Below are 22,007 nucleotides of genomic sequence, written 5' to 3' on the forward strand. Positions count from 1 at the left end.
GGTCGGCTGGCGGCAGGCTCCTGCTCGGGGCGGCGAGGCTCGGCCTGGGCGGCGCTCTGTGTCAATCCGATTGTCGTTTCGGCCGAGCCCTCCGCTGCTGAGTCGCCGGGCGCGTGGGATGGAGAGAGATGCTGCGGCAGGTTGGCGGCGGGGCCGCCTTCGGGCTGGGCGGCGGCCTGTTCGGCGGCGAATTGCTCGGGTGTGAGTTCGGCGGCCGGGGGAGGGGGTGGCGGGGTCGCCCTGTTGGCTCCGCCCAGAGTGCGACCGCTCGTGCGGCGGGCCGGGGGCCTCATTCGGTCCGTCATGCCGTCAGCTCCTTCATCAGCTTGGTGTATTCGCTCAGTTCGGTGGGGATCTCGCCGAAGGCCTCCATGTAGTGGACCCAGGAGTGGATGGTGGTGTCGGCGAGCGGGAAGGGTTCGTCGCGGTCGGGTCCGATGCCCTCACCCTGGGCAGGCTCCAGGAGCTTGTCCCGGGCGTTTCGGGGGAGGCTGGTGCGGTCGTCGGCCTTGACCATGACCACGTGGGCGGTGACGTCCCGCTGGTTGCGGGCGGCGGCGCGTTCGGCCTCGTCGAAGGTGGCTACGAGCTTGCGGCGCTCGATCTTGGTGGGGGCCACGGGGACGAGCAGGAGGTTTGCCTCGGTGACGGCCTCGTGGAACAGCTTCGCGCTGCCGCCGCCGGCGTCGACCACGATCGCGCCGAACTCGGCGCGCTTGGTACGGATGTACTCGGCGATGTCGTCGAACGGGTACCGCTCGACCATCAGGTTGCCGGGGATCTCGAAGCCTGCGGCCTGGGCGACTTTGAACCAGTCGTAGGCGGACTGGCTGGACGCGTCGGCGTCGAGAAGCAGGGTGGGCAGGCCGAGCACGACGGCGTAGTAGCGAGCGATGAACCAGGCGGAGGTGGTCTTGGCAGTCCCGCCCTTGAGCATGCCGACCACGATGACGAACGCGTCCCAGACGCGTCCGGTGGCCGCGGCCACGGTCTTGTGACGGGTGTTCTCGTTCACGTGTCCTTGATCTCCTGTATCTGGAAGGGGTGTTGTTCCGCGCATATCGGGGGCCGGAGCTGACGTCGGGCTATGGCTGTCGTCCGACGGCGGGGGCGCCCGAGCACAAGTGCTGTGTTTGGGATGGTGGGTCGGGTTCTTGACCTGTCCGATATGTCGGCCGGCACCGGTGATGCCGGGGGTGCTCATGACGGCTTCCGTGGAGCGCGAGCCGGACCGTGGTCGTGCTGGGGACGCATACGGGTGTCTGCTTGGAGCAGAAGCCGGTAGACGGTGGCGACGGAGTAGCTGCACTCCTTGGCGAGTGCGGGCACGGTGGCGCCAGCTTCGTAGCGCGCCCGCAGAGACAGAGCGAGCTTCTGCTGCCTGGCGGCACGCGCCGCAGAACGGATCCGCACCGTCTGCTTCGTGGTGCGCACGGTGCCGCCGGCCTCGATGAGCAGGCGCCGGGCAACGATCCTCGACTCACCCGCCGCTGCGGCGAGTTCGGTGAGGGTCGCTCCGTGCTCCTCGTAGAGGTTCCGCAGACGGGCCGCGAGACGTCGGCGCGCTTCTGGGTCCGCTCGCATCCGGCGGGTCTGCCACGAGGTGCGCATCACGGTCCCGGCCTCACGCAGCCGGTTGAGAAGAGTGCCGTACGACAGGCCGCTGGCAGCCATGAGTTCCTCGACGGTGGAACCGGACTCGTACCGTTGACGCAGGGACTGCGGGGTCGGTGGTTCACCGTCCGGGGGTGTGTTCGGGGGGTGTGGGTTCATGCTGCGGACTCCCATTCGCTGAGGGCTTCGGCATGTGCGGCGGCCAGTTCGTCGTAACTGCGCTGGTCGGCGGGGGTGATGAGGATCAGCCGACCGTCGGTCGCGATCCGCCAGTCAGGAGTGGGCCGTCCGGTGACCGGATCCAGGACGCATCCGTCCCTGGCCTGCAAGGTGGATGTGACCTCATCGGGCCGGGGTGCCGGGACAAGGACCTGGCGCCCTTCGCGGACGATCACCACAGCCTTGCTGCGGTGCTCCGACAGCCGCTCCAGCACCTTGCGATACGCCGCGCGCTCCGTAGCGTGAAGCGCCTTACGCCGGGCCGCGACGCCCGTGGTTCCATGCCGCTGTGCAAGCGAATCCCACCCCTGCGCCGGCTCGGCACACTCGGCGTCCATGGACGCCGGAGTACTGCTCCCGAAGCCCTCCAAGGCGCCGGGTGCGAGGGTCCAGGTCTCACCGATGTGGTGGACGAGGCCGAGGTTGGCCAGGCGTCGCAAAGTGCGGTAGGCCGTGGCGCGGGAGACCGAGGACGATCCGACAAGTTCGCCGGCTGTCTGCGCCGGGCGGGCATGCAGCGCGCCGATGATCAAGAGTGCGGCGCTGCCCAGACCGTGGTGGGCGAAGGCGTCGTGGCCCATCAGACGGCCGATGACGGTGGAATCGATGTCGGCCGACACGCCTGTCTCAGGGGTGGGCCAGTCCTCAAGTGCCGGGTCGGGGGGGTACTGAGTGGTCCGGAAACGAGACCGCGGAGCGGGAATGCCGTCTCGGGCGGTCCTGCCGTCGTCGAGGTACCAGGTCGAGCCCTCGCGGCCATGTCCTACTCGCAGGCGTCGCAACCAGCCTCGCGGTTTGAGGACGGTCTCATAGACGACCCGGAGGGCCGTCCGCGAGATCCCGGCCTCCTCCGCGGTCTGCCGCTCGCTGGCCTGGTGCAGAGGGCCGCCCGCGATCTCGGCGAAGTCCAGATGGGCCCGCAGTACCCGCAGCGCGGTCCGCCCCCGTTCCCCGCGCCAGGGCGTTGTCTCGATCCTGTCGCGCAGCGCGGCGAGGACCTCGTGCGCATGGTGGCGCGACTCCAGCACTCTCGTGCCGCTGACGGCATCCGAGGCGCTGGCCCACACCCGGCGTATGTAGTCCAGAGCCCGCGACTGACCCGAGCGGACAGCGATGTGCCGTGCGTGCCGGCCACCCTCGTGCTCGGGATGCAGCAGCAACTGCGCCAGCTCGTCCACGCTTCCGCCGGCGCGAGCCACGTGGCAGGCAATGGCCGCGGTGATCCGGTGACCGTGCTCGGCCGCACCCTGGCGGTCCTCGCGCAGGACAAGGGTCCGGCGATCGGAGCTGAGCCTGCTGTAACTGCCTGCCGCGTAGCGGCCGGTGAGGTCGCCGAGCAGGATCAGATCAGCCGCAGATCGAGGCAGGTGGCGAAGGCCCAGCCGCTCGTGCGGGTGAGGAAGCCATCGGTGTGAGTCGGTCTGGTGGGTGCTGTGTGCCACTGTGGAGCCGTCCCGCAAGGACAGAGACGCCACCCAGGCCCGCTAAAACCACGGGTGGAGTCCGGAACCGACCTCCAATCGGTGCCAGCAAAGCCTCCAGGATTTCCGGTCCTGGAGGCTTTCGTACACCTGGCTCCGATGGAAGGCAGGCGTTCCCATCACGGCTCGACCGAAGACGAATCAGAGGTCTCGCCAGAGTCGCCACCCATGATCCGCACCCGTCAACTCGGGCCTCTGGAGGGCAAGTTGCGGAGGTCGCTGCCTCTGACTGCCTCTGAGCGGCCCGGGTCGAACCGGGGTCGAATCCGAGCGATTTCCTCTGACTGCCTTCGAACGCCTCTGCAACCCGACCTAGCAGGTCACAACCGATACGGCTCACAAAAGCACAGGTCAGGAAGGTGCGTCAGAGATACCCGGCGTACGGCCCGGCTCGTCTGTCGGCGGGGCTCTGAACCGGCTCTATTGGCCGGTCGGGGCCCTTTCCCATGTCTGAGGACTGGGCGGGGTGCCGGGTGGTGGGGGCGATGTCGAGGACACCGCGTGCGATGCCCAGGCCGAGACGGAACATCAGGAAGAACAGCATCAGGCGGCGGTGCACGCGGAAACCCTGTGGTCTCACGGGCAGTTGGTGCTGGAAGGGCCTCTGCGCCGCGATGGACTGTTCCACTGCGCACAACCTTCCGGAAAGCCGCCGGTCTGAACAGACACACACCTACGCGAGCTACCGGGGGTAGTCATGCGACGGATAGGTACTGCGCTGGCCGCGATGATGCTGGCGGGCGGCGGCCTGTTGGCCGGTACGGTTCCGGCGGTGGCCGCGCCGACGGCCGTGGACTGTGCCGTGACGTGGGGGAGCCTGGACAAGACCGGTGACGCCGTTGCCTCCAGGAGACTGACCGACGTGAGGGCCGGACAGCACGAGTGCTTCGACCGGCTGGTCTTCGACGCCCAGGGCACGGCGGCCGACCCGATCGGCTATACGGTCCGCTACGTCGACGTACTGCGTCAGGACCCGAGCGACATCGTGGTTCCGATCAAGGGCGGAGCCATTCTGGAGATCTCGCTGTTCTCCTCGCGCTACGACCCGGCGACCGGACAGCCCTACCCGCCGCTTCCGTCCGTCGACGTCACCGGGTACCGGACCTTCCGGGAGTTCAAGGTCACCGGCGGCTCCGAGGGATACACCCAGGCCGGACTGGGCGTCCGTGCCCGGCTGCCGTTCCAGGTCTTCCAGACGGCCAACCATCTCGTCGTGGACGTGGCTCACACCTGGTGACCCCGGACGGGTCGACTCGTATGCCGCTCCTCGTGTCCAACTGCCCGCCGCCGCACGTCCCTTGAGGCGTACGGCGGCCGGCGGTCTCGGACTCGGCTTCGCGTCAGCAGGTCGGGACGTCCAGCCAGGCCGCCCCCTTGATGTAGATGTTCGTCAGCCAGGAGCCGTCCGTCAGCTTGGACCAGGCGTCGTTCGTGTAGCCCTCGGCCGTGACCTCCTGGGCGTGGGCCTGGCAGACCACGTTGACCGTGGTGGGCTGGGCGAAGTAGTCGACCACGCCGGCGTTGACGTTCGGCTGGCTGTGGGTGCGGACGCCGGTGCCCCAGGTCTGGAAGGGCTTGCTGCCTCCGGAGGGTGGCGGGGTGCTGCTGCCGCCGCAGTCCGGGATGCCGGGCAGCGAGGCCGGGCCCTTGATGTAGATGTTGGTCAGCCAGGAGCCATCGGCCAGCTTGGACCAGATGTCGTTGGTGTAGCCCTCGGCGGTGACGGTCTCGGCGTGCTCCTGGCACTGGACGGACACCTGGGTCGGACCGGCGAAGGTGTCCACCACGGCACCGCGCACGCTCGGCGTGGAGCGGGTGCGCACCCCCGTGCCCCAGGTCTCGAAGACCGTGCCGCCGTTCGCGGGTGGGGGAGTCGGTGTGCCCGAGCCGTTGACCCGGATCGCGCCCGCGTAGTCGCCGCCGGTGCGTACGGGGGCGACCCGGATGTGGGTGCCCGACTCGTACGCCTCGACCATCTGCCCGTTGCCCAGATACATGGCGACGTGGTGGACGTGCCCGCTGCCCCAGAACATCAGGTCGCCCGGCAGCAGCGGGGCGGAGCCCTGCGAAGCGGAGAAGCGGGCCGAGGCCTGCGAGCTGTGGAACTGGTCGTCCGCCGTGCCGTTGAGCAGGTCACGGCCGGTGGCCTGGTAGTAGGCGAAGCGCGTCAGGCCGGAGCAGTCGAAGCCCTTGCGCTCGTTGTCGTGGAGGCTGTCGGGGTCCGAGCCGTCGTAGTAGCCGTAGCTGGCGCCCGGCGTGGCCGCGTGTCCGCCGCCCCAGCTGTACCAGACGCCGATCTGCGAACAGGCGGCGTTCACCGCGGCCTGCGCGATGGCCGAGGCGCCCGGTGCCAGGACACCGCAGGTGGCGTCCTGCGCGGCGGCGTGGGCCGGGGCGGAGACGAACGCGGACAGGGCGAGGACCGAGGCCCCCAGGAGCGCGCCGCTGGTCCGGCGGCGCGTGCTGCTGGTGTTCAAGGAAGTCTTCCTTCGTCGAGATGACGTCACCGGACGGGCCGGGGACGGCGGTTGGGGACGGCGGTTGGGGACGGCGGTGTGGACGTGCGTGCCGCTCCCCACCCCCGTGGGGGAGCGGCACGTGGGTGGGGCTAGTGGCCGAGCGCGTCGCGCATCTTGGCCAGGCCGCGCATCCGGTTGCGCTGGACCGTGCCGCGGTGGGCGCCGAGGCGTTCGCCCGCGGTGTCGTGGCTGAGGCCCTCCAGGTCGACGAGGATCACCGCCGCGGCCTCCTTCTCGGAGAGCACGCCCAGCAGCGCCAGCGTGGTCTGGGACGCCTCGTAGGAGGCCAGTCCGCCGTCCCAGCCCGACTCGGGCAGCCGGTCGGTGGACTGCTCGCGCCGGGAGGGGTGCTGCCACGCGTCGCGCAGCAGGTTCAGGGCGACGGTGCAGGTGTAGGCGTACGGGTGCTGCTGCCGCGTCAGGTTCTGGGCGCGGGCGCGCCGGGAGAGCCGTAGGTAGGTCTCCTGTAGCAGGTCGTCGGCGTCGTGCGGGTTGCCGGTCAAGGCCAGCAGCCGGCGGCGCAGGCGCGGCATGTCGGCGGCGAAGGACGCGTCGAAGTCCTTCGGGCTCATCCGGTCACCGTCCTCGCGCCGCGGTGGCGGGACGGCGCAGGTTCCGGTCTCCATGCTGTTTCCCCCTCGGTCGTGAACTCCGTCGTGAACTCGGCCGTGAACTCGGTCGTGCGTGAAGTCGGCCGTATGGTGCGGTCGTCGGGTGTCCCGGTCGGTGGCTGGTCAGGCCGTCGGGCCGGGGGCGGCGGCTTGGGGTGCTGGAGGCTGGGGTCTTTTCTAGCCAGTCAAAGTCCGCTACGGCGGTTAGATTTGCCCCCGGCTTCCAGCACCCCAGGCCGTCGGGCCGGGTGGGGCGGCGGGCCCGTAGCGCGCGGCCGGTGCCCGGCGCAGCAGCGCCCAGTACCGGTCGCCGTACGACCAGTGCCACCATTCGGTCGGGTAGTTGACGAAGCCGGTCGCGTCGAGGGCCCAGCTCATGAGGGCCCGGTTGGCGCGTGCCTCGGCGCTGATGTCGGGCGCCCCGGTGCGGCAGGCGCCCTCGCTCTCCTCGGGGGTCGCGTTGACCTCCGTGCCCAGCGGCAGCTCCCGGCCGTCCAGGTCGCACAGCGTCAGATCGACGGCCCCGCCGCTGACGTGCGGCGCGACCTCCGGCGGGGAGATGTACGCGCTCGCCAGTTCGCGGATCCGCTCCGGCGACGCGTCAGGGTGGGCCCGGCGCATGGTCTCCGCGTACTCCTCGAAGTACCGGCGTTGCAGGGCGGGCGGCCGGTACCCCTCCACCACCAGGAAGCGGACCCCGGCCGGCAGCAGCCGCTGGGCGCGCACCAGCCGCCGTAGCGCACCGGCCCTGAGGTGGGCGTAGCTTCCGTCGTCGTCGGCCTGCCGGTGGTCGATCCGCAGGTCGTCCGTGCCGCGCAGGTCGACCAGCGGTTCGCCGCAGTCGTCCTCCGCGACGGCGGCGACCCGGGCGTCCGAGAGGGTGATGATCTCTGTCACGTGCATCAGCATCGCGGACCCCGCTGCAACTGCTCTGCAAGTTGCCTGTAGGCGGCCCACCAGCACTTCTACAGGCGTGCGGATGGCTACGGCGGCGTCCTTCGGGAACCGGTGCGGACTACCCGGCGCCCGCCGTCGGCTCCTGTGCCTCGCGGCAGCCCAACTCCCGGAAGACGCCGAGTGCTTCGGCCCTGGCCGCCCGCGCAGCCGACGCGTCGCCGTGTGCCTCCCGCACCTCGGCCAGGTCCCGGAGCGTGCGGGCCCGCCACAGGGGGAGCCGCAGCGCCTCCCAGGTTGACAGCGCCCGCTCCAGCGGCTCCCGCGCGCCGTCCGGATCGCCGACCGCCAGATGCCACTCGCCCAGGGTGCGCAGGACGAGCGCCTCGCCGAAGCGGTCCTGGCGTTCACGGGCCACGGCCAGGCACCGGCTAAGCCGCGCCCGTGCCTCGTCGGGGCGGCCGAGCCTCAATTCCGTCTTGGCCAGCGACTGTTCGGTGTACATCACCCCGAAGGTGTCCCGCAGAGCCGCGAAGATCCGCAGTGCCTCGTGCAGTTGCCGCTCGGCGTCCGTGAGCGCGCCCTCGGCCCGGTCGCACAGGGCCAACGACCGCAGGGTCAACGCCTCCCCGTGCCGGTCGCCCGCCGCGCGGTACAGGTCCAGTGCCCGCGCGAGAGCTTCCCGCGCCTGTGCGCCGCGCCCCTGCTCCCGGTGCACATAGCCGATGCCGTACAGCACCCGGGCCCGGGCGCCCCGCCCGGCGGACTCCCCGTACCGCTCCAGCGCCGCGTCCAACAGCTCCGACGCCTCGGCGTACCCGGCCTGTTCGCGGCGGGCCGTCCCCATCCCGGCGAGCGCGAGCGCCGCACCCTCGGGCACGTCACCGCGCGCCTCGAACAGACGCAGGGCCTTGCCGAAGTAGGTGTACGAATCCTCGAACTCGTCCTGTTCGTAGCGCAGTTGGCCGAGTCCCGCGAGCAGCCACGCCTCTCCCTCGTCGTCCCCGCCGCGGTGGACGGCGGCCATGGCCGCGGCGTGCGAACGGGACCAGGCGTCGAACTGGTTGTACAGGGCGGCCGAACTCGCGATCAGCGCGCCGGCCAGATCGCGGGCGGCGCGGACCATGCCGTGGTCGGCGCAGTACTCAACTGCCGCCAGCAGACAGGCCTGTTCGGCGGCGAACCAGGACGTGGGCCGCTCCAGCAGCTCGTCCTCGGTCTCCGCGTCGAGAGGCCGTACGGCGGCCGGTTCGGGGAAGCGCCGGGCCGCTCCGCCCGGGCCGAGGGCGGCCGCCTTCTCGGCCAGATCCAGCCAGGAGGCCACCAGCCGCAGCACGGCCGCCGTACGCTCCTCGGCGCTCTCCTCGGACAGACAGCGCTCGCGGGCGTGTTCACGGGCCAGGTCATGGATGCGGTACCGGCTGCGTCCCGTCTCGTCGACGCCGATCACGTCGATGAAGTGGCAGTCCACCAGCCGCTCCACCGCTTCCTCGGCTTCCTCCGTGCCGATGTCCAGCAGTGGGGCGGCGATCCAGGCCGCGAAGTCCGGCAGGTCGAGCAGGGCCAGCCGGCGCAGCGCCCGGCGCTCCGGCAACTCCAGGTCGGCGTAACCGAGTTCGAGGCTGGTGCGCAACTCCAGGTCCCCGGCGCGCAGTTCGCTCAGCCGGCGGCGTTCGTCACGCAGCCGGTCGGCGAGCCGGCCGGGCGCCCAGTGCGGGCGGGCCGCCAGCCGGGCACCCGCGATGCGCACCGCCAGCGGCAGCCGTCCGCACAGCGAGACGATCTCCGCGGCCCGCTCCGGCTCGGCGCTCGTACGGTCCGGTCCGGCGACACGGCGCAGCAGTTCGAGCGCCTCCGCCTGACCGGGCACGGCCAGGTCCAGATGGGCGGAGCCCTCCAGTGCCACCAGTCGGCGCCGGCTGGTGACGAGGACGGCGCAGCCCGGGCCGGGAGGCAGCAGGGGTCGTACGTGCGCCTCGCCCGCCGCGTTGTCCAGGATCAGCAGGACGCGCCGGTGTCCGATGTGGGTGCGGTACAGCCCCGTCAGCTCCTCGACCGAGGTCGGCAGGGTCTCGGGGTCGGCGCCCATGGCGCGCAGCAGCCGGGCGAGCGCGTCGGCGGGTTGCAGCGGCGCGGTGTCGGCCGCCCGCAGGTCCACGAACAGGCGGCCGTCCGGGAAGAGTTCGGCCGTACGGTGGCCGACGTGCACGGCGAGCGCGGTCTTGCCCGTGCCGGACCGGCCGGAGATCACCCCGATCGGCGGAGCGGTACGGCCCGCCTCGTCGACCCCGCCCACCAGCGCGGCGGCCCAGGCGATCTGCTCGGAGCGGCCCACGAAGTCGGAGATGTCCGGCGGGAGATGGGACGGCGTGGGCCACGCCCGAGCACTGGACGTGCCGCGACTGTCGCCCGGCGGCGACTTCGGGGGCCGCGAAGGTTCCCGCCTGATCCTGTCCGGGCGTGCGGTGCCCGCCACCGGTGTGTCGTTGGTCAGTGCCGCCTGGTGCAGTGCCTGCAACTCCGGGCCGGGATCGATGCCCAGCTCCTCGCGCAGGACCGCGCGGCCCTCCCGGTAGGTGCGCAGGGCGTCGGAGACGCGGCCGGTGCGGACCAGCGCGGTCATCAGCTGGCCGCGCGGCCGTTCCCGCAGGGGGTGGGCGGCGACGTGCGCGAGCAGCGGAGCGATCGTCCGGTCCGCGCGGCCCAGATCGAGATGCAGTCCGAAGGACTCCTCCTGGGCGATGAGCCGCAGTTCGGCCAGCCGGGACGCCTCGATCCGGGCGAAGTTCTGGCCCAGTCCTTCCAGCGCTTCCTGGCCGCGCCACAGTGCCAGCGCCTCGGGCAGCAGATCGGCGGCTTCCTCCAGACGGCCCGCCGCGGCGGCGGCCCGGCCCGAGGTGAGCAGGTCCTCGAACCGGCGGGCGTCGATCTGGGACGGGTCGAGGTCGGCGACGTAGCCCGGTGGCCGCGTCCGGACCACCGTGTCCTGCGTGACCTGGGCCAGTGCCCGGCGTACGGCGGAGACATGGGTGGCCACCAGGGCGCCCGCGGTGGCCGGCGCCCGCTCGTCCCAGACACAGTCCACGAGCCGCTCGGTGGAGAGCACCTCGCCGAGGTGGACGACCAGTGCCGACAGGACCGCGAGGGGCCTGACCCCGCCGAGCGGGGCCCGCCGGCCGCCGGCCCACACCTCCACCGGACCGAGCAGCCGCACTTCGAACATCGTTCCCCGATCGCCGCACCATGCGCCCCATGGAGCACGGCAAAGATATCGGCGAACATGCCCACGACATAGCGAAGGCACAGCGAAGGCCGGACCGCCGTGACCGGATTCGATCGATTCGGCGGACCGGTGGCCCTCACCTGCGAGGTCAGGGCAGGTGATGTCTGTAGTGCGCGCCTCTGTCAGAGGGGCGGTGTTCCTTCCTCCTCCTGCCGGTTGGCTGGTTATCGACGGTCGGTGAGGCCTGTCGCGTGCAGGGAGGACGGTTCGCGCGCCGCCGTCGTATGAGCGCCGGAGAAAGAAAAAAACCCTGTGATCCAGGGGCATACGGACGGTGCCCCTGGGGCGTCAACGGCTCGAAAGCAACACGCCCGTTCGACCCGAGCCCCGGGAGCCGCCCCATGCACCGCTGGACCTTGGCCCTGCTGACCGCCGGTCTGCTGGCGACGACGGCCACCGGATGCGCGGGCACCACGACCACCCCCGGGGCGGCCGGGAGCAGCACGCCCCGGGCCGCGGGCAGCACGGCGGAGACGCTACGGCTCGCGGAGCAGCTCCTCATCAAGAAGTGCATGGAGAAGGAGGGACACGAGTACTGGGTCGAGCCGCCCGGCGGTGACGACGTCTCGGTCCGGTTCCCCTACGTCGTGGACGACCCGGCATGGGCCAGGACCCACGGCTACGGCACCGATCTGCGCCGGCAGCGGGAGGCCGAGGTCCGCAGCGACCCCAACCAGCGGTACTTCCACTCCGTACCGGCCGACACCAGGGCCGTCCTGGTGAGCGACCTCAACGGGGCCCGCCCACAAGGACTTTCGGCCCGCCTCCCGAACGGCATACGGGTCACCCACAGCGACCAGGGCTGCCAGGCCACCGCCCAACGGCAGCTCTACGGCGATCTCCAGGCCTGGTTCCGGGCCACCCGGGTCACCGACAGCCTGGCCGGCATGCGCGTCGGCCTCGTGACGGACGACAAGCGCTACAAGGCGGCCGTCAGAACCTGGGCGCGCTGCATGCGCGAGCGGACCTACACCTACGCGGACCCCGCCCGGGCCCGGGCCGCGGCCACCCTGCCGGGGACCCCGTGGCCGCACGACAAGGAGGTACGGCTGGCCTCGGCCGAGGCGGCCTGTGCCGTCTCCAGCGGCCTGTCGTCCGTGGCCGAGTCCCTGGACTCCGAATACCGGGACCGGCTCCGGCGGAGCCACCCCCGGGAGACGGCCGATCTGGCGCGCCTCAAGCGCGAGGCGCTGCCCCGGGCCCGCGAGATCGTCGCGCACGGCGCCTGAACCCGGCCCGCACCCGCTCCTTTCACCCCACACAGACCACCACGGCCGTCGAGCCGTGGGCGCATCACCCCACGTGGACCTGTCACCCCACCGTGGGCCTATCACCCCACTCGCATCACCACGAAACGAGGGAAACCATGTCCGTCAAGCGTCTTCTCACCGTCGCGGCCTCGGCCGCCGCCGTCGCCGCGCTCTTCTCCCCGGTCTCCAGCGCCAGCGCGCTGGACGCGGGTGCCCAGTCGACCGCGACCGCGCGGCTCGCCTCCGGGGACGGCTACCTCCACGTCTACACCCAGCCCTACGGCGGCGGCCGCGAGTGCAAGTGGTCCGGCAACTCCGACAACTGGGGCAGCTGCCGCAACCTGACCTCCGACATCTGGAACAACGGCTACGCGGGCGGCCTGGACGCCGTGGACCTGTACACCGCCCCCAACGCCGGCGGCGCGCACGCCTGCATCAGCCAGGGCGACAGCTGGCCCGACACCACGACCGGCAACTACACCTTCACCTACGGCGCGGGCCTGTCGCAGTTCGGCAAGAGCGTCAACAACAACATCTCGTCGCACCGCTGGGTGGACTACTGCAGCCAGGGCTGAGGACCTGACGGGCTCGCCCCGGTACGCCTGCGCAGGCGTACCGGGGCGAGCCCGCGCATGTGTGCCTCCCCGCCAAGTGATCGTCATCACGCCCACATCCCGGGCAACCGCGTGACGTCCGATCGGTCCAGAACATAAGTTGATCGCCGTTGATCGTGGCTTTCATCCGCTGTGCGGAGCTTGTGTGGAAGTGGGTGGGCATGTGGGGCGCCCTGAGATACCGGTGGACCCGGACGCGGGGCCGGTGCAGCGGCTCGCGTACGAGTTGCGGGAGCTGCGGAGGGCGGCCGGCGGTCCGTCGTACCGGAGCATGGCCGGTGCGGCGGGATGCACGGCGGCAACGTTGTCACGGGCGGCGGGTGGGGAACGGCTGCCCTCCCTCGCCGCGCTCCAGGGGTATGTGCGGGCCTGCGGCGGCGACCCGGCGGAGTGGGAGTCGCGCTGGAAGGATGCCGAGGCGGAGTTCGCCCGCGTGCCACGGGACGACGCTGCGGACGAGGTACCGCCGTACCGGGGCCTCGCGCGGTTCGAGCCGGGGGACCGGGACCTGTTCTTCGGCCGGGACCGGCTGATCGACGAACTCGGCGAGCTGGTGTGCGCGCATCGGTTCGCGGTGATGTTCGGGGCGTCCGGGAGCGGCAAGTCGTCGTTGCTGCGGGCCGGACTGATCCCCAGGCTCCAGCAGGAGATCGCGAGCCGAGGACGTCCGGCGGCGCTACGGGTGCTCACGCCGGGACCCCGCCCCGCCGAGACGTACGGACACCTGCTCACTCCGGCCGAGGGCGACCCGGACAGCTATGTGGTCGTGGACCAGTTCGAGGAGGTCTTCACTCTCTGCCGTGACACGGCGGAACGGACCCGTTTCATCGACCTGCTGCTCACCGCCCGCGAACCGGACAGCCGGCTGAGGGTACTCGTCGCCGTACGCGCCGACTTCTACCCGCGCTGCGCCGAACACCGCGAACTGGCAAGGGCGTTGTGCGGCGCCGGGATGCTGGTCGGACCGATGAGCGCGGAGGAGCTGCGGGATGTCGTAGTCAAGCCCGCCCAGGCCACCGGCCTCATCGTGGAACGGGAGCTGACCGCCCGGATCGTCGAGGACGTCCTGGGCGAACCCGGCGGCCTCCCGATGCTGTCGCACGCCTTGCTGGAGACGTGGCGCCGCCGCCGCAGCCGGATGCTGAGCCTCGCCGCGTACGAGGCGGCGGGCGGGGTACGCGGGGCGATCGCGGCGACCGCGGAGGAGGCGTACGGCCACCTCTCCGAGACCGAGGCGCGCGCCGCCCGGCAGCTGTTGCTGCGGATGGTCGAGCCGGGGCAGGGCACTTCCGATGTCCGGCGGCTGCTGGACCGTGCCGACGTCGATGACCGGGTGGGGGCGTCGGCGGGTGCCCCGGATGCCGGGCGTTCATCGGCCGAGGCTGAACTCGGCGGCGGGATGGCCTCGTTGGCGTGTACTTCCGGTCCAGAGCGCTCGCCGGGCCGTGCCGGAGTCGACGGCCGGGCGGCACCCTCTCCAGTCTCCGCCGACACCTGGCGCTCGCCGACCCGTGCCGGAGTCGACGGCCGGACGGCCCCCTCTCCAGCCGCTCCCGACACCCGGCGCTCGCCGACCCGTGCCGTAGCCGATGGTTGGGTGGGGCCATCGGAGGGTGTCCCGGATGCCGGGCATTCATCGGCCGGTGCCGAACTCGACGACGGGGTGGACCCGTTGGCGTGTGCCCCAGGGCCCCGGCGTTCGCCGGCTCGTGTCGAACTCGACGGCCGGGTGGCACCCTCTCCAGCCTCCGCCGACAACTGGCGCCCGCCGAGCCGTATCGAACCCGACGGCTGGACGACGAACCCCTCCCCAGCCACCCCCGACACCCGACGCCCACTCACCCGCTCCGAACTCGCCAACTGGCCCGACCCCTCAGTCCCGTTGGTCCTCGATGTGTTGACCCGGGCCCGGCTGCTCACCGGGGACGAGGGCGGGGTTCATCTTGCCCATGAGGCGCTGATCACCTGTTGGCCCAGGCTGCGGGGGTGGGTCGAGGAGGGGCGGGAGCGGATACGGGAGCAGCGGCGGTTGGCCGAGGCTGCTCGGGTTTGGGTGGAGCATGGTCGGGATCCTGGTGCGTTGTACCGGGGGGCCAGTCTGCGCCGGGCCGAGGACATGTTCCCTGCGTACGTCGACGATCCCGCGCTGACCACGCCCGAACGGGCCTTCCTGGTCGCCGCGTTCGAGGCGCGGGACGCCGAACGCCGGGCCGGTGCCAGAGCCGTGCGGCGGGGCCGGGCCCTGGTGTCGATGCTCTCCGCGGTTCTCGTCGTCGCGCTCGTCGCCGGTGTGGTCGCCTGGGAGCAGCACCGTGACAGTCGGCGCAAGAGCACGGACGACACGGCTCGCCGGGTCGCCGAGGTCGCCGATTCCCTGCGTACGACCGACCCGCGTACCGCACAGCTTCTCGGCCTCGCCGCCTGGCGCACCGCCCAACTGCCCGAGACGCGGCGGGCGTTGCTCGGCGCCCTCGCCCAGCCGGAGACGGACAGCTTCACCGATCCCGACCCCGGCACCGGGGACCCCGCCCGTTTCCTCGTCGACTCCGGGCGCACTCTCCTCAGCGTGGACGGCCGCACCTGGCGCACCTGGAACGTGGCCACCCGACGCCGTATCGCCTCGGGCCGGTTGCCCGCCGGGCGGGTCTCCTCCGCCTCGCCGGACGGACGGTTCCTCGCGGTCTACGCGGAGAGCGCCCCGAACGGAATCAGGTTGTGGGACACGGTTGGTGGGCGGTGGGTCGGTCGCACGTCCGGGGCGACGGTCGGCGCCGTGGACCTCGCGGCGGATGGTCGCGGTTATCTGGAGAGCTACACGGGCGACGACCAGGTGCGGCTGCGGTCTGTCGCGGACGGACGGGTGCTCCTTGCTGTCCGGGCACCCAACTCGGCTGATCTCACGACGAGTTCGGACGGGCGGCTGGTCGCCGTCTGTCCCACCGGGCGCGCCCCGCAGGTCTGGGACCTCGCCCGCCATCGCATGCTCACCGGCGCCTGGGAGAAGGCCGGTGCGCTCTGCCACGACGGTGACAGTTCCCTGGTGGCGTTCGGCGGTGGCGGCCGGTTCGCTGTCGTCACCGCCGACGGGGTCCATGTCTGGGATGTGGAGACGGGACTCCAGGTCGCCGAATTCGCCGCCCCGGACATCGACTCCGCCGCCTTCAGCGCGGACGGCGCCTTCCTGGCCACCGTCGACAACGGCGAGATCAAGGTCTGGCGGCTGTCCGACACCGGCGCACCGGTCTTCCGCTACGCCCTCGACAACCAGGTCCCCGCCCCCGGCGGCCTCGCCTGGGACCCCGCCCACCCCCGCATCCGCTACCTCGAAGCCGGCACCGTGCACACCCTCGACATCGCCACGGCCGTCACACAGGCCTGGACCGACCACCCCGAGGACGAGGTCCTGCTCAGCCCGGACGGCCGTACCCTCGCCACCGCCCGACGCACCGGCGCCGCCTACCGCGTCCAGCTCCGCGACACCGCCACCGGCCGGGTCACCCGCACACTCCCCGCCCCACCCGCACCCGTCTCCGCCGACCCCGCCGAACCGGTCGACCCGTCCGGCACCTTGCCGCTCCTGGCGTTCGGCCCGGACGGCCACACCCTCGCCTACGGCGTCTCCGCCCCCGGCCGCGACACCACCACCCAGCCCGTCATGGTGTGGGACCTGGCCCGGAGGCGGGCACGAACCACTCTCGACCTGGCCGCACCGTCGTCCCCGGACGCCGTGGTCAACCTGGCCCTCGGCCCCAACTCCCGCACCCTGTACGCCGTTCGCGCCCCCGTCCTCGGCGAACTGAGGGTGGAGACGTGGGACATCGGGCGTCGGCGGCGGACGGGGTCGTTCGCGACGCCGGGCCAACATCTGGCCGTACGGCCCGACGGGCGGCTCCTCGTCGGCGACGACCGTACCGTCCATCTGCCCTCGGGATCCGGCACGGCAGACGCGTCCGATCTCGCCCAGGGCGGTGAGATCGGCGCCCTCGCCTTCGCGCCGGACGGTTCCCGGCTGGTGGTCGGTGACGACAGCGGCCGGGTCACGCTGTGGGACGGGACCGGCCGGCACCGGACCGGGGTGCTCCGCAACGTGTTCCCCGCGCCCCTAGGTGAGCACCCGGAGTCGGTCAGCGCCCTCGCGCTCAGCCCGGACGGCCGTACCCTCGCCGTCGGCGGCGACACCGGCACCCTCCAGCTCTGGGACATCGCCACCGGGCAACCCCTCGGCGATCCGTTGCCTACCCCGGGCGACCCCGTCGACTCCCTTGCCTTCAGCGCCGACAGCACCACCCTGTACGCGTCCGGCCTCCACGTCCCCCTCCAGCGCTACGTCGTCGACCCGGCCCGCGCGGTCCCGCTGATCTGCGCCCGCACCGGCGACGCCGAGTTGACGAGGACCCGGTGGCACACGTACCTGCCGGACGTGCCGTATCGGACGGTGTGCGGCGGGTGAAGTGCCGGATGCCGTACGACGGTTCAGACCGCCGCCGATGTCTTCCGGCCGGTGCGGACGCGGGCGGGGGTGGCACGCGTGGTCGCCGGGGCCGGGCGGCGCAGGGATTTCAGGGCGACCGTGACCCCGGCCGTGACGAGGACACCGGCCGCCACGGCGACGGCGAAGAGCAGCGGCTTGCCCATGTCGCCGACCGCGAGGACACCGCCGTAGGGGACGGAGATCGTGGGGTTCAGGGTCATGACCAGGGCGCCGCTGACCGCTCCGCCCGCCATGCTCGCCGGGATCACCCGTAGGGGGTCGGCCAGGGCGAAGGGGATCGCGCCCTCGGGGACGAAGGTCGCGCCGAAGAGCCAGGAGGCCTTGCCGTAGGCGCGTTCGGCGTCGGTGAAGAGGGTGCGGCGGACCAGGGTGGCGAGGGTCAGGGCGAGCGGCGGGACCATGCCTGCGGCGACCACCGCGGCCATGATGGTCATGTCGATCGGGCTGAGCTTCGAGGTGTCGTAGCCGCTCACGCCGACCGTGCCGAAGGCGACGGCGGTCTTGCTGATCATGCCGCCGAGGTCGGAGCAGACCATCAGGCCGAGGAACACGCCCAGCAGCGCGGTGTCGTGGAACTCCAGGTAGGCCATCTTGTCGTGCAGCCAGGTCGTCAGGGAGTTCAGGAGTACGTCCGCGAGTACGAAGACGGTGGACGAGGTGATCAGGGAGGCCAGGAGGGGGAGCAGGGTGGGTGGGGTCTTGGCGGGGACCGGGACGCGTTGCAGGGCCAGGGTGGTCGCGCCCGCGATCAGGCCCGCGGACAGGCCGACGAGGAGGCCGCCCTCCATGCCCATCGCGGCCATGCCGCCGAGGAGGCCGGGGACCAGTGCCGGTCGGCCCGCGATGCAGTGGGCGACGTACGCGGCGACGCCCACGGGCAGGAAACCCAGCCCGCTGATGCCGATCTTCAGCAACAGGGCTGCCCAGGTGTGGAGTTGGGTCCAGTCGCCGGTGCCGAGGATCTGGTCGGCGGTGTCGGTGATGCCCGTGCCGCCGAGGACGAGGGCGAGGATGTTCAGCGCCGCTGCGATCGCGACGTAGGGGCCGAAGTGCGGGACGTTGGCGGTCAGTCGGCGACCGAGGCCGGTGTCGGTGTCGGTGGTGTGGGGCATGGCAACTCCAGGGCGTGGTGGGGGAGTTGGAGACGGGTGCCGGCCGCCCGCATGGGCGGCCGGCACCTCAGCACTCCGGGGGTGTGCGCCGGACCGGGGTCAGGCGACCGGGTGGGGACGGTGGGCGGTCACCTGGTGACGACGTCCACGCCCATGTTGCTGACGATGGCGCCTATCTTCACGCCGACCATGTGCGGCTTCGAGCAGCCGCAGGCGTCCTCGCCCTGGTAGACGATGCCGGAGTGCGAGCCGACGATCCAGGCGGCCGACGAGGTGTAGTCCTCGGTGTAGATCGGCGCACCGGAGTCACCGCCCTGCGTGATCTGCCCGTTGTCGTAGCTCGGGTAGGACCCGCCCCGGTCGTAGAGGAAGCCCTGGCCGTTCTTGATGCAGTTCACGCCGCCCGTGTAGCAGATGCTGAAGGCGGTGTTGGAGATCGGGTGACCGCAGTGGTTGAACGACACGGAGCCGCTCACACACACCTTGTCGCCGAGAGCCGCCGCCTCCGTTCCGTGGACGAAGGAGTGGGTTCCACTGGCCGCCGAGCCGCCGGTCCAGATGTCGGTGCCGTAGGACACCGACGAACTGGCGTAGATCATCTCGGTGTCGATGTTCTGGTTGCGGCGGTTGATCTGCCCGACCCAGTTGCCGCTGCTGTCGTCCGTACGACGGTTGTAGACGTGCGTCAGGTTCGTATAGCAGTGGCCCGCGGTCGTCATGTACAGGTTGCCGGTGGCCCGCTCCTTGACCGTGAAACCGGCCGTGCACTTGTAGGCGTTGCTGTTCTCACTGGCGACCAGCGCGACCCCGCCCCAGAACGGCTGGGCGTCACCGAACCGGGTGTTCTGCGCCTCCAGACGCGACTGCTCGACGTCGAGGGCGCCCGGGTACGTCGTGCTCAGCGACTTCGTGACGGACGTCGGGGCGTTGGTGTAGACGACGACCTTGTCGGTGGCGGGGTCGTACGAGGTGGCCACGCCGTACTTGTCCGCGTCGCTGTTCCAGTCGCGCGCCGTGACCGTCTTCTGGATCCGGCTCAGTTTGCTCTGGCTGAACCGGCTGGTCCGTACGACGGTCTTCGCGCCGGCCGGGAGCTGCGCCGCGACCTTCGCCCGCTGCACGGCCGAGGTGCCGGCGGCCAGCCGCAGCACCGAGCCGGAGTCCGCGACGCCGAGCGCGGAGTGCGCGGCGGCGATCCTGTCGAGCTGCTTCCACTGACCCTGCGTGGGCTGTGCCGACACGGTGGTCGTCGTGGAGGTCGTGGTGGCCGCCCACGCGGGAGTGGACACCGAAAGCGGCGCCGTGACGGCGGCGACCGTTCCGATGAGCGCCAGTACGAGGCGCTGCGCATTCCTTGCTGAGTTCATTCTCTTCCTTCTGCTCAAGCCGCTCAGGGGCTGGCCCTGATGCTCAGGGAGTGGCCCTGACCAGCGACGTTGGCAGTCGGAAGGTTGTTGCAGTAGCCCCTGCCACCACATGAATCAATCGGGGTCGTCCGGATCCGGGGTCCGGAGCGCGCCCCCACGCGCCCCGGACCGTGGACCCCCCATTCCCCCGTCGTCGTTCGGCTCTTCGGCGCCCCCGTGGAACACAGGGGGGATTGGCGCCGGATGTGCTGCGGTCGGATGCCTCCGGCATATCGACCGCAGCACGCGCCTCGGGTTCGTCCGAAGGCATGATCAGTGCGCCCGTTCCCCCATAGGACGCGCCCCCGTGCCCGTAGGCTCCGGCACAGACAGCTTCCCCGGTCATCGGGCCGGTCCGGAGGGGTCGGGTGTTGCCAGCGGGTATTTGGCAACACCGTTCGGGCGGTGTGTTGTTGGGGGGATGGTCATCGAGTACGACGGGTTCGGCGCCGAGTTACGCAGGCGCCGCATCGAGGCAGGCATGTCGCTGAGCGAGCTGGCCGGCAAGGTGTACTGCAGCCGCAGCTTCCTGAGCCGCGTGGAGAACGGGCGCCGCAGGGCGTCCCTGGAGTTGGCCCAGCTGTGCGACGAGGTGCTGGGTGCGAAGGGCGCGCTGGTCGGGCTGGCGCCGCTGCCCGGCTCCGACGCCGTACCGAAGGCGGTCCGGGGCGGGGCGGGTGAGAAGGCGTCCGGGACGGTCAAGTCGCCGGAGAAGGACGGGCGTTCGGCCGGTGGGCCGGACCGCGCCGAGTTCCGCCGGCTGCTGCGGCGCGGTGACCTCAGCCATACCGCGGGCGGGATGCGGGAGGCTGAGCGGCTCTACACCGCCGCCTACCGCAGCGCCGAGGGCGACCCGCGCGCACAGGCTGAGGCCGTGATCAGGATGGCGCGCCGCTGGTCCGATCCCGGACAGGTCGACCGCGAACTGCTGCAATCGCTGAGGGGTTGCCTGGTCGCACTGGACGGCGACGGCAGCGCGGAGGCCGCGGGGCTACGGCTACGGCTCGAAGCGCATCTCGCGAAGAAGATGGCCCTGGCGGTCAGCCAGGACACCGCGGCGGGACTGGCGGGACCCGCCGAAGGAGCGCGGCTCGCCGAGGAGACCCTGCGCCGATTACCCGACGCCGGCGACGACGAGGTGCGCTGCGAGGTCCTCACCGAGTGCCGCTGGGCACGCTACGACTTCATGCCGGCCCCCGAGTCACTGACCCTCTCCGAGCAACTGCGCGAGGCCGCGGCACGGCACGACTCGACGTACTTCCGCGGTGAGGCCCTCATGGCCGTCGCCATCGACCAGCTCCGCAACGGCAGGATCTTCAGCGCCCTCGCCACCGCGAACCAGTACCGCAAACACGCCGCCGAGACCCAGAGCGCCCTCGCCCTGTGGCAGCGGCACACCCTCGACGCCCTGCTCGACCTGTGGCACGGCCGGTTCGACGCCGCCGCCGAGTGGATCTTCGTGGAGTCGCTGAAGTTCATCGAACTGCTCCGCGCCGACTACGCCGTCCCCGCGGACAACCTCACCCAGACCCGCCTCGGCCAGGCCTACTGGCTGCTGAGACAGCAGGGCCGGCTGACCGAACTGTTCACCTCCGACCTGGCCGGCGATGTCGAGCGGCACGCCTACTTCCCGATCTGGCGGGCGGGTCTGGCTCTCGCCCTGTGCGAGACCGGGCAGCATGCCGAGGGCGCGGACCTGTTCCTCGGCTGCGTCGCCGACGTCGACCGCTTCCCGCCGTCGGGCTGGGCCGTCCCCGTGCTCGTTCTGCTGGCGGAGGTCTGCGCGGCGCTGGACCTGGAGGGCGGATTCGAGGCCGAGTTGGCGCCGGTGCTGCCCACGCTCCGCGCGGGCCTGGCCCCGCACGACGGCCAGCAGATCGCCCTGGGCGGCTGGCCCAGCGTCCTCGTCGGCCCGACCGCCCGCGCCTGCGGTGTCCTCGCCCTCGCCGCGGGGGAACCGGAGACCGCCCTCGAACACTTCCGCCAGGCCGCCGTCCCGGCCCGCTCCTCCCAGCCCGAACTCGCCCGCCTCCGCCTGGCCCAGGCCCGCGCCGTGCGCCGTGTGGGCGGCCCGGGAAGCGAGCCGAACGCGGTACGGCTGCTGCGGGAGGCGTCCCGGGGGGCGGAGACGTACGGGATGACGTGGCTGAGGGCGCAGTGCGAGGGGTTGTTGGGGGCGCCGGGGCGGGGGTGAGCGGGGAAGTCGCGGGTGTTCCGTACGCGGCACTCGCCCAACGGCCCCCCGTGGCCGATGGAGTTGGTGTGCTTGGTCGGTGTTCATGCTGTGAACTAGGTCACAGCAGCCTCCGCTCCGGACCTCCCGCCCCTCCACTCAAGCCCTGTCCCCGGCACCCCTCGAACCACCCTCTCCCCTTCGCCTCACCCTGGGTAGTCAGCCAAAACGTCTTTGTGGCCGAGGGGTTGGGGGAGAGGGGGCCCGGATTGTCTACGCGCGTAGTGTCCTGAGTGGCCCAAACCTGTCCGCCTGGCGGGTTTGTGGCGTCCCTTGACC

At 71.6% G+C, this 22,007-nt stretch carries 15 protein-coding genes; 5 read left to right on the plus strand and 10 right to left on the minus strand.

The genetic code is table 11. From position 1 onward, the window contains the following. Positions 1–301 precede the first annotated feature (301 nt). From OG194_RS33565 to OG194_RS33580, 4 genes are all read right to left on the minus strand, one after another. On the minus strand, positions 302–1,015 hold the full coding sequence (locus tag OG194_RS33565; protein WP_327404509.1) for a ParA family protein: 714 nt from the start codon (positions 1,013–1,015) through the stop codon (positions 302–304). 185 nt (positions 1,016–1,200) lie between these two features. Beyond that, a complete protein-coding gene (locus OG194_RS33570) occupies positions 1,201–1,773 on the minus strand; it encodes a helix-turn-helix domain containing protein (protein ID WP_327404510.1) in 573 nt (190 codons plus the stop codon). Next, complete coding sequence (locus OG194_RS33575) at positions 1,770–3,308, minus strand: transcriptional regulator (protein WP_327404511.1); 1,539 nt, start codon at positions 3,306–3,308, stop codon at positions 1,770–1,772. Before OG194_RS33575 ends, OG194_RS33570 begins: the two co-directional genes overlap by 4 nt. A gap of 370 nt (positions 3,309–3,678) precedes the next feature. Continuing rightward, positions 3,679–3,942 carry a hypothetical protein gene (locus OG194_RS33580; protein ID WP_327404512.1) on the minus strand — a complete coding sequence of 88 codons (264 nt, stop codon included), beginning with the start codon at positions 3,940–3,942 and terminating at the stop codon, positions 3,679–3,681. 69 nt (positions 3,943–4,011) lie between these two features. On the opposite strand from OG194_RS33580, the gene OG194_RS33585 reads away from it, so the two are divergent. Next, a complete protein-coding gene (locus OG194_RS33585; RefSeq protein WP_327404513.1) occupies positions 4,012–4,551 on the plus strand; it encodes an AMIN-like domain-containing (lipo)protein in 540 nt (179 codons plus the stop codon). Between the two features lie 103 nt (positions 4,552–4,654). Here the strand turns inward: OG194_RS33585 and OG194_RS33590 are convergent, their stop codons facing one another. The 4 genes from OG194_RS33590 to OG194_RS33605 all read right to left on the minus strand — a co-directional run bounded on the left by OG194_RS33590 (position 4,655) and on the right by OG194_RS33605 (position 10,561). Next, positions 4,655–5,791: a C40 family peptidase gene (locus OG194_RS33590; RefSeq protein WP_327404514.1), complete on the minus strand. Its 1,137-nt coding sequence runs from the start codon at positions 5,789–5,791 to the stop codon at positions 4,655–4,657. Between the two features lie 131 nt (positions 5,792–5,922). Next, positions 5,923–6,459: an RNA polymerase sigma factor gene (locus OG194_RS33595; protein ID WP_327404515.1), complete on the minus strand. Its 537-nt coding sequence runs from the start codon at positions 6,457–6,459 to the stop codon at positions 5,923–5,925. A 189-nt stretch (positions 6,460–6,648) separates the two neighbouring features. Further along, the gene (locus OG194_RS33600; RefSeq protein WP_327404516.1) at positions 6,649–7,341 is read right to left on the minus strand and encodes a M15 family metallopeptidase; all 693 of its coding nucleotides are present in this window, start codon (positions 7,339–7,341) and stop codon (positions 6,649–6,651) included. Positions 7,342–7,459: 118 nt separating this feature from the next. Beyond that, entirely contained in the window at positions 7,460–10,561 is a 3,102-nt protein-coding gene (locus OG194_RS33605; RefSeq protein WP_327404517.1) for an AfsR/SARP family transcriptional regulator, read from the minus strand. Positions 10,562–10,962: 401 nt separating this feature from the next. On the opposite strand from OG194_RS33605, the gene OG194_RS33610 reads away from it, so the two are divergent. The 3 genes from OG194_RS33610 to OG194_RS33620 all read left to right on the plus strand — a co-directional run bounded on the left by OG194_RS33610 (position 10,963) and on the right by OG194_RS33620 (position 16,935). Further along, positions 10,963–11,850, plus strand: a complete 888-nt coding sequence (locus OG194_RS33610) for a hypothetical protein (RefSeq protein ID WP_327404518.1) — start codon at positions 10,963–10,965, stop codon at positions 11,848–11,850. Positions 11,851–11,987: 137 nt separating this feature from the next. Further along, positions 11,988–12,446, plus strand: a complete 459-nt coding sequence (locus OG194_RS33615) for a hypothetical protein (RefSeq protein ID WP_327404519.1) — start codon at positions 11,988–11,990, stop codon at positions 12,444–12,446. Positions 12,447–12,648: 202 nt separating this feature from the next. Then, complete coding sequence (locus tag OG194_RS33620; protein ID WP_327404520.1) at positions 12,649–16,935, plus strand: WD40 repeat domain-containing protein; 4,287 nt, start codon at positions 12,649–12,651, stop codon at positions 16,933–16,935. 23 nt (positions 16,936–16,958) lie between these two features. On the opposite strand, the gene OG194_RS33625 is transcribed toward OG194_RS33620, so the two are convergent. Beyond that, positions 16,959–18,089, minus strand: coding sequence for a PTS fructose transporter subunit IIC (locus OG194_RS33625; protein WP_327404521.1), 1,131 nt, complete (start codon positions 18,087–18,089; stop codon positions 16,959–16,961). A gap of 128 nt (positions 18,090–18,217) precedes the next feature. Continuing rightward, positions 18,218–19,456, minus strand: coding sequence for a hypothetical protein (locus tag OG194_RS33630; RefSeq protein ID WP_327404522.1), 1,239 nt, complete (start codon positions 19,454–19,456; stop codon positions 18,218–18,220). 460 nt (positions 19,457–19,916) lie between these two features. On the opposite strand from OG194_RS33630, the gene OG194_RS33635 reads away from it, so the two are divergent. Then, positions 19,917–21,689 carry a helix-turn-helix domain-containing protein gene (locus OG194_RS33635; RefSeq protein ID WP_327404523.1) on the plus strand — a complete coding sequence of 591 codons (1,773 nt, stop codon included), beginning with the start codon at positions 19,917–19,919 and terminating at the stop codon, positions 21,687–21,689. The last annotated feature ends 318 nt before the right edge of the window (positions 21,690–22,007 follow it).

Origin of the sequence: Streptomyces sp. NBC_01288 (genome assembly GCF_035982055.1) — a bacterium.
Lineage (GTDB): Bacteria > Actinomycetota > Actinomycetes > Streptomycetales > Streptomycetaceae > Streptomyces.

Excerpts from the sequence above, each read along its gene's own strand:
- OG194_RS33625 (WP_327404521.1), bottom strand. The coding sequence starts at position 18,089 with ATGCCCCACACCACCGACACCGACACCGGCCTCGGTCGCCGACTGACC.
- OG194_RS33610 (WP_327404518.1), top strand. The coding sequence starts at position 10,963 with ATGCACCGCTGGACCTTGGCCCTGCTGACCGCCGGTCTGCTGGCGACG.
- OG194_RS33635 (WP_327404523.1), top strand. The coding sequence starts at position 19,917 with ATGGTCATCGAGTACGACGGGTTCGGCGCCGAGTTACGCAGGCGCCGC.
- OG194_RS33615 (WP_327404519.1), top strand. The coding sequence starts at position 11,988 with ATGTCCGTCAAGCGTCTTCTCACCGTCGCGGCCTCGGCCGCCGCCGTC.
- OG194_RS33605 (WP_327404517.1), bottom strand. The coding sequence starts at position 10,561 with ATGTTCGAAGTGCGGCTGCTCGGTCCGGTGGAGGTGTGGGCCGGCGGC.
- OG194_RS33570 (WP_327404510.1), bottom strand. The coding sequence starts at position 1,773 with ATGAACCCACACCCCCCGAACACACCCCCGGACGGTGAACCACCGACC.
- OG194_RS33595 (WP_327404515.1), bottom strand. The coding sequence starts at position 6,459 with ATGGAGACCGGAACCTGCGCCGTCCCGCCACCGCGGCGCGAGGACGGT.
- OG194_RS33585 (WP_327404513.1), top strand. The coding sequence starts at position 4,012 with ATGCGACGGATAGGTACTGCGCTGGCCGCGATGATGCTGGCGGGCGGC.
- OG194_RS33630 (WP_327404522.1), bottom strand. The coding sequence starts at position 19,456 with ATGAACTCAGCAAGGAATGCGCAGCGCCTCGTACTGGCGCTCATCGGA.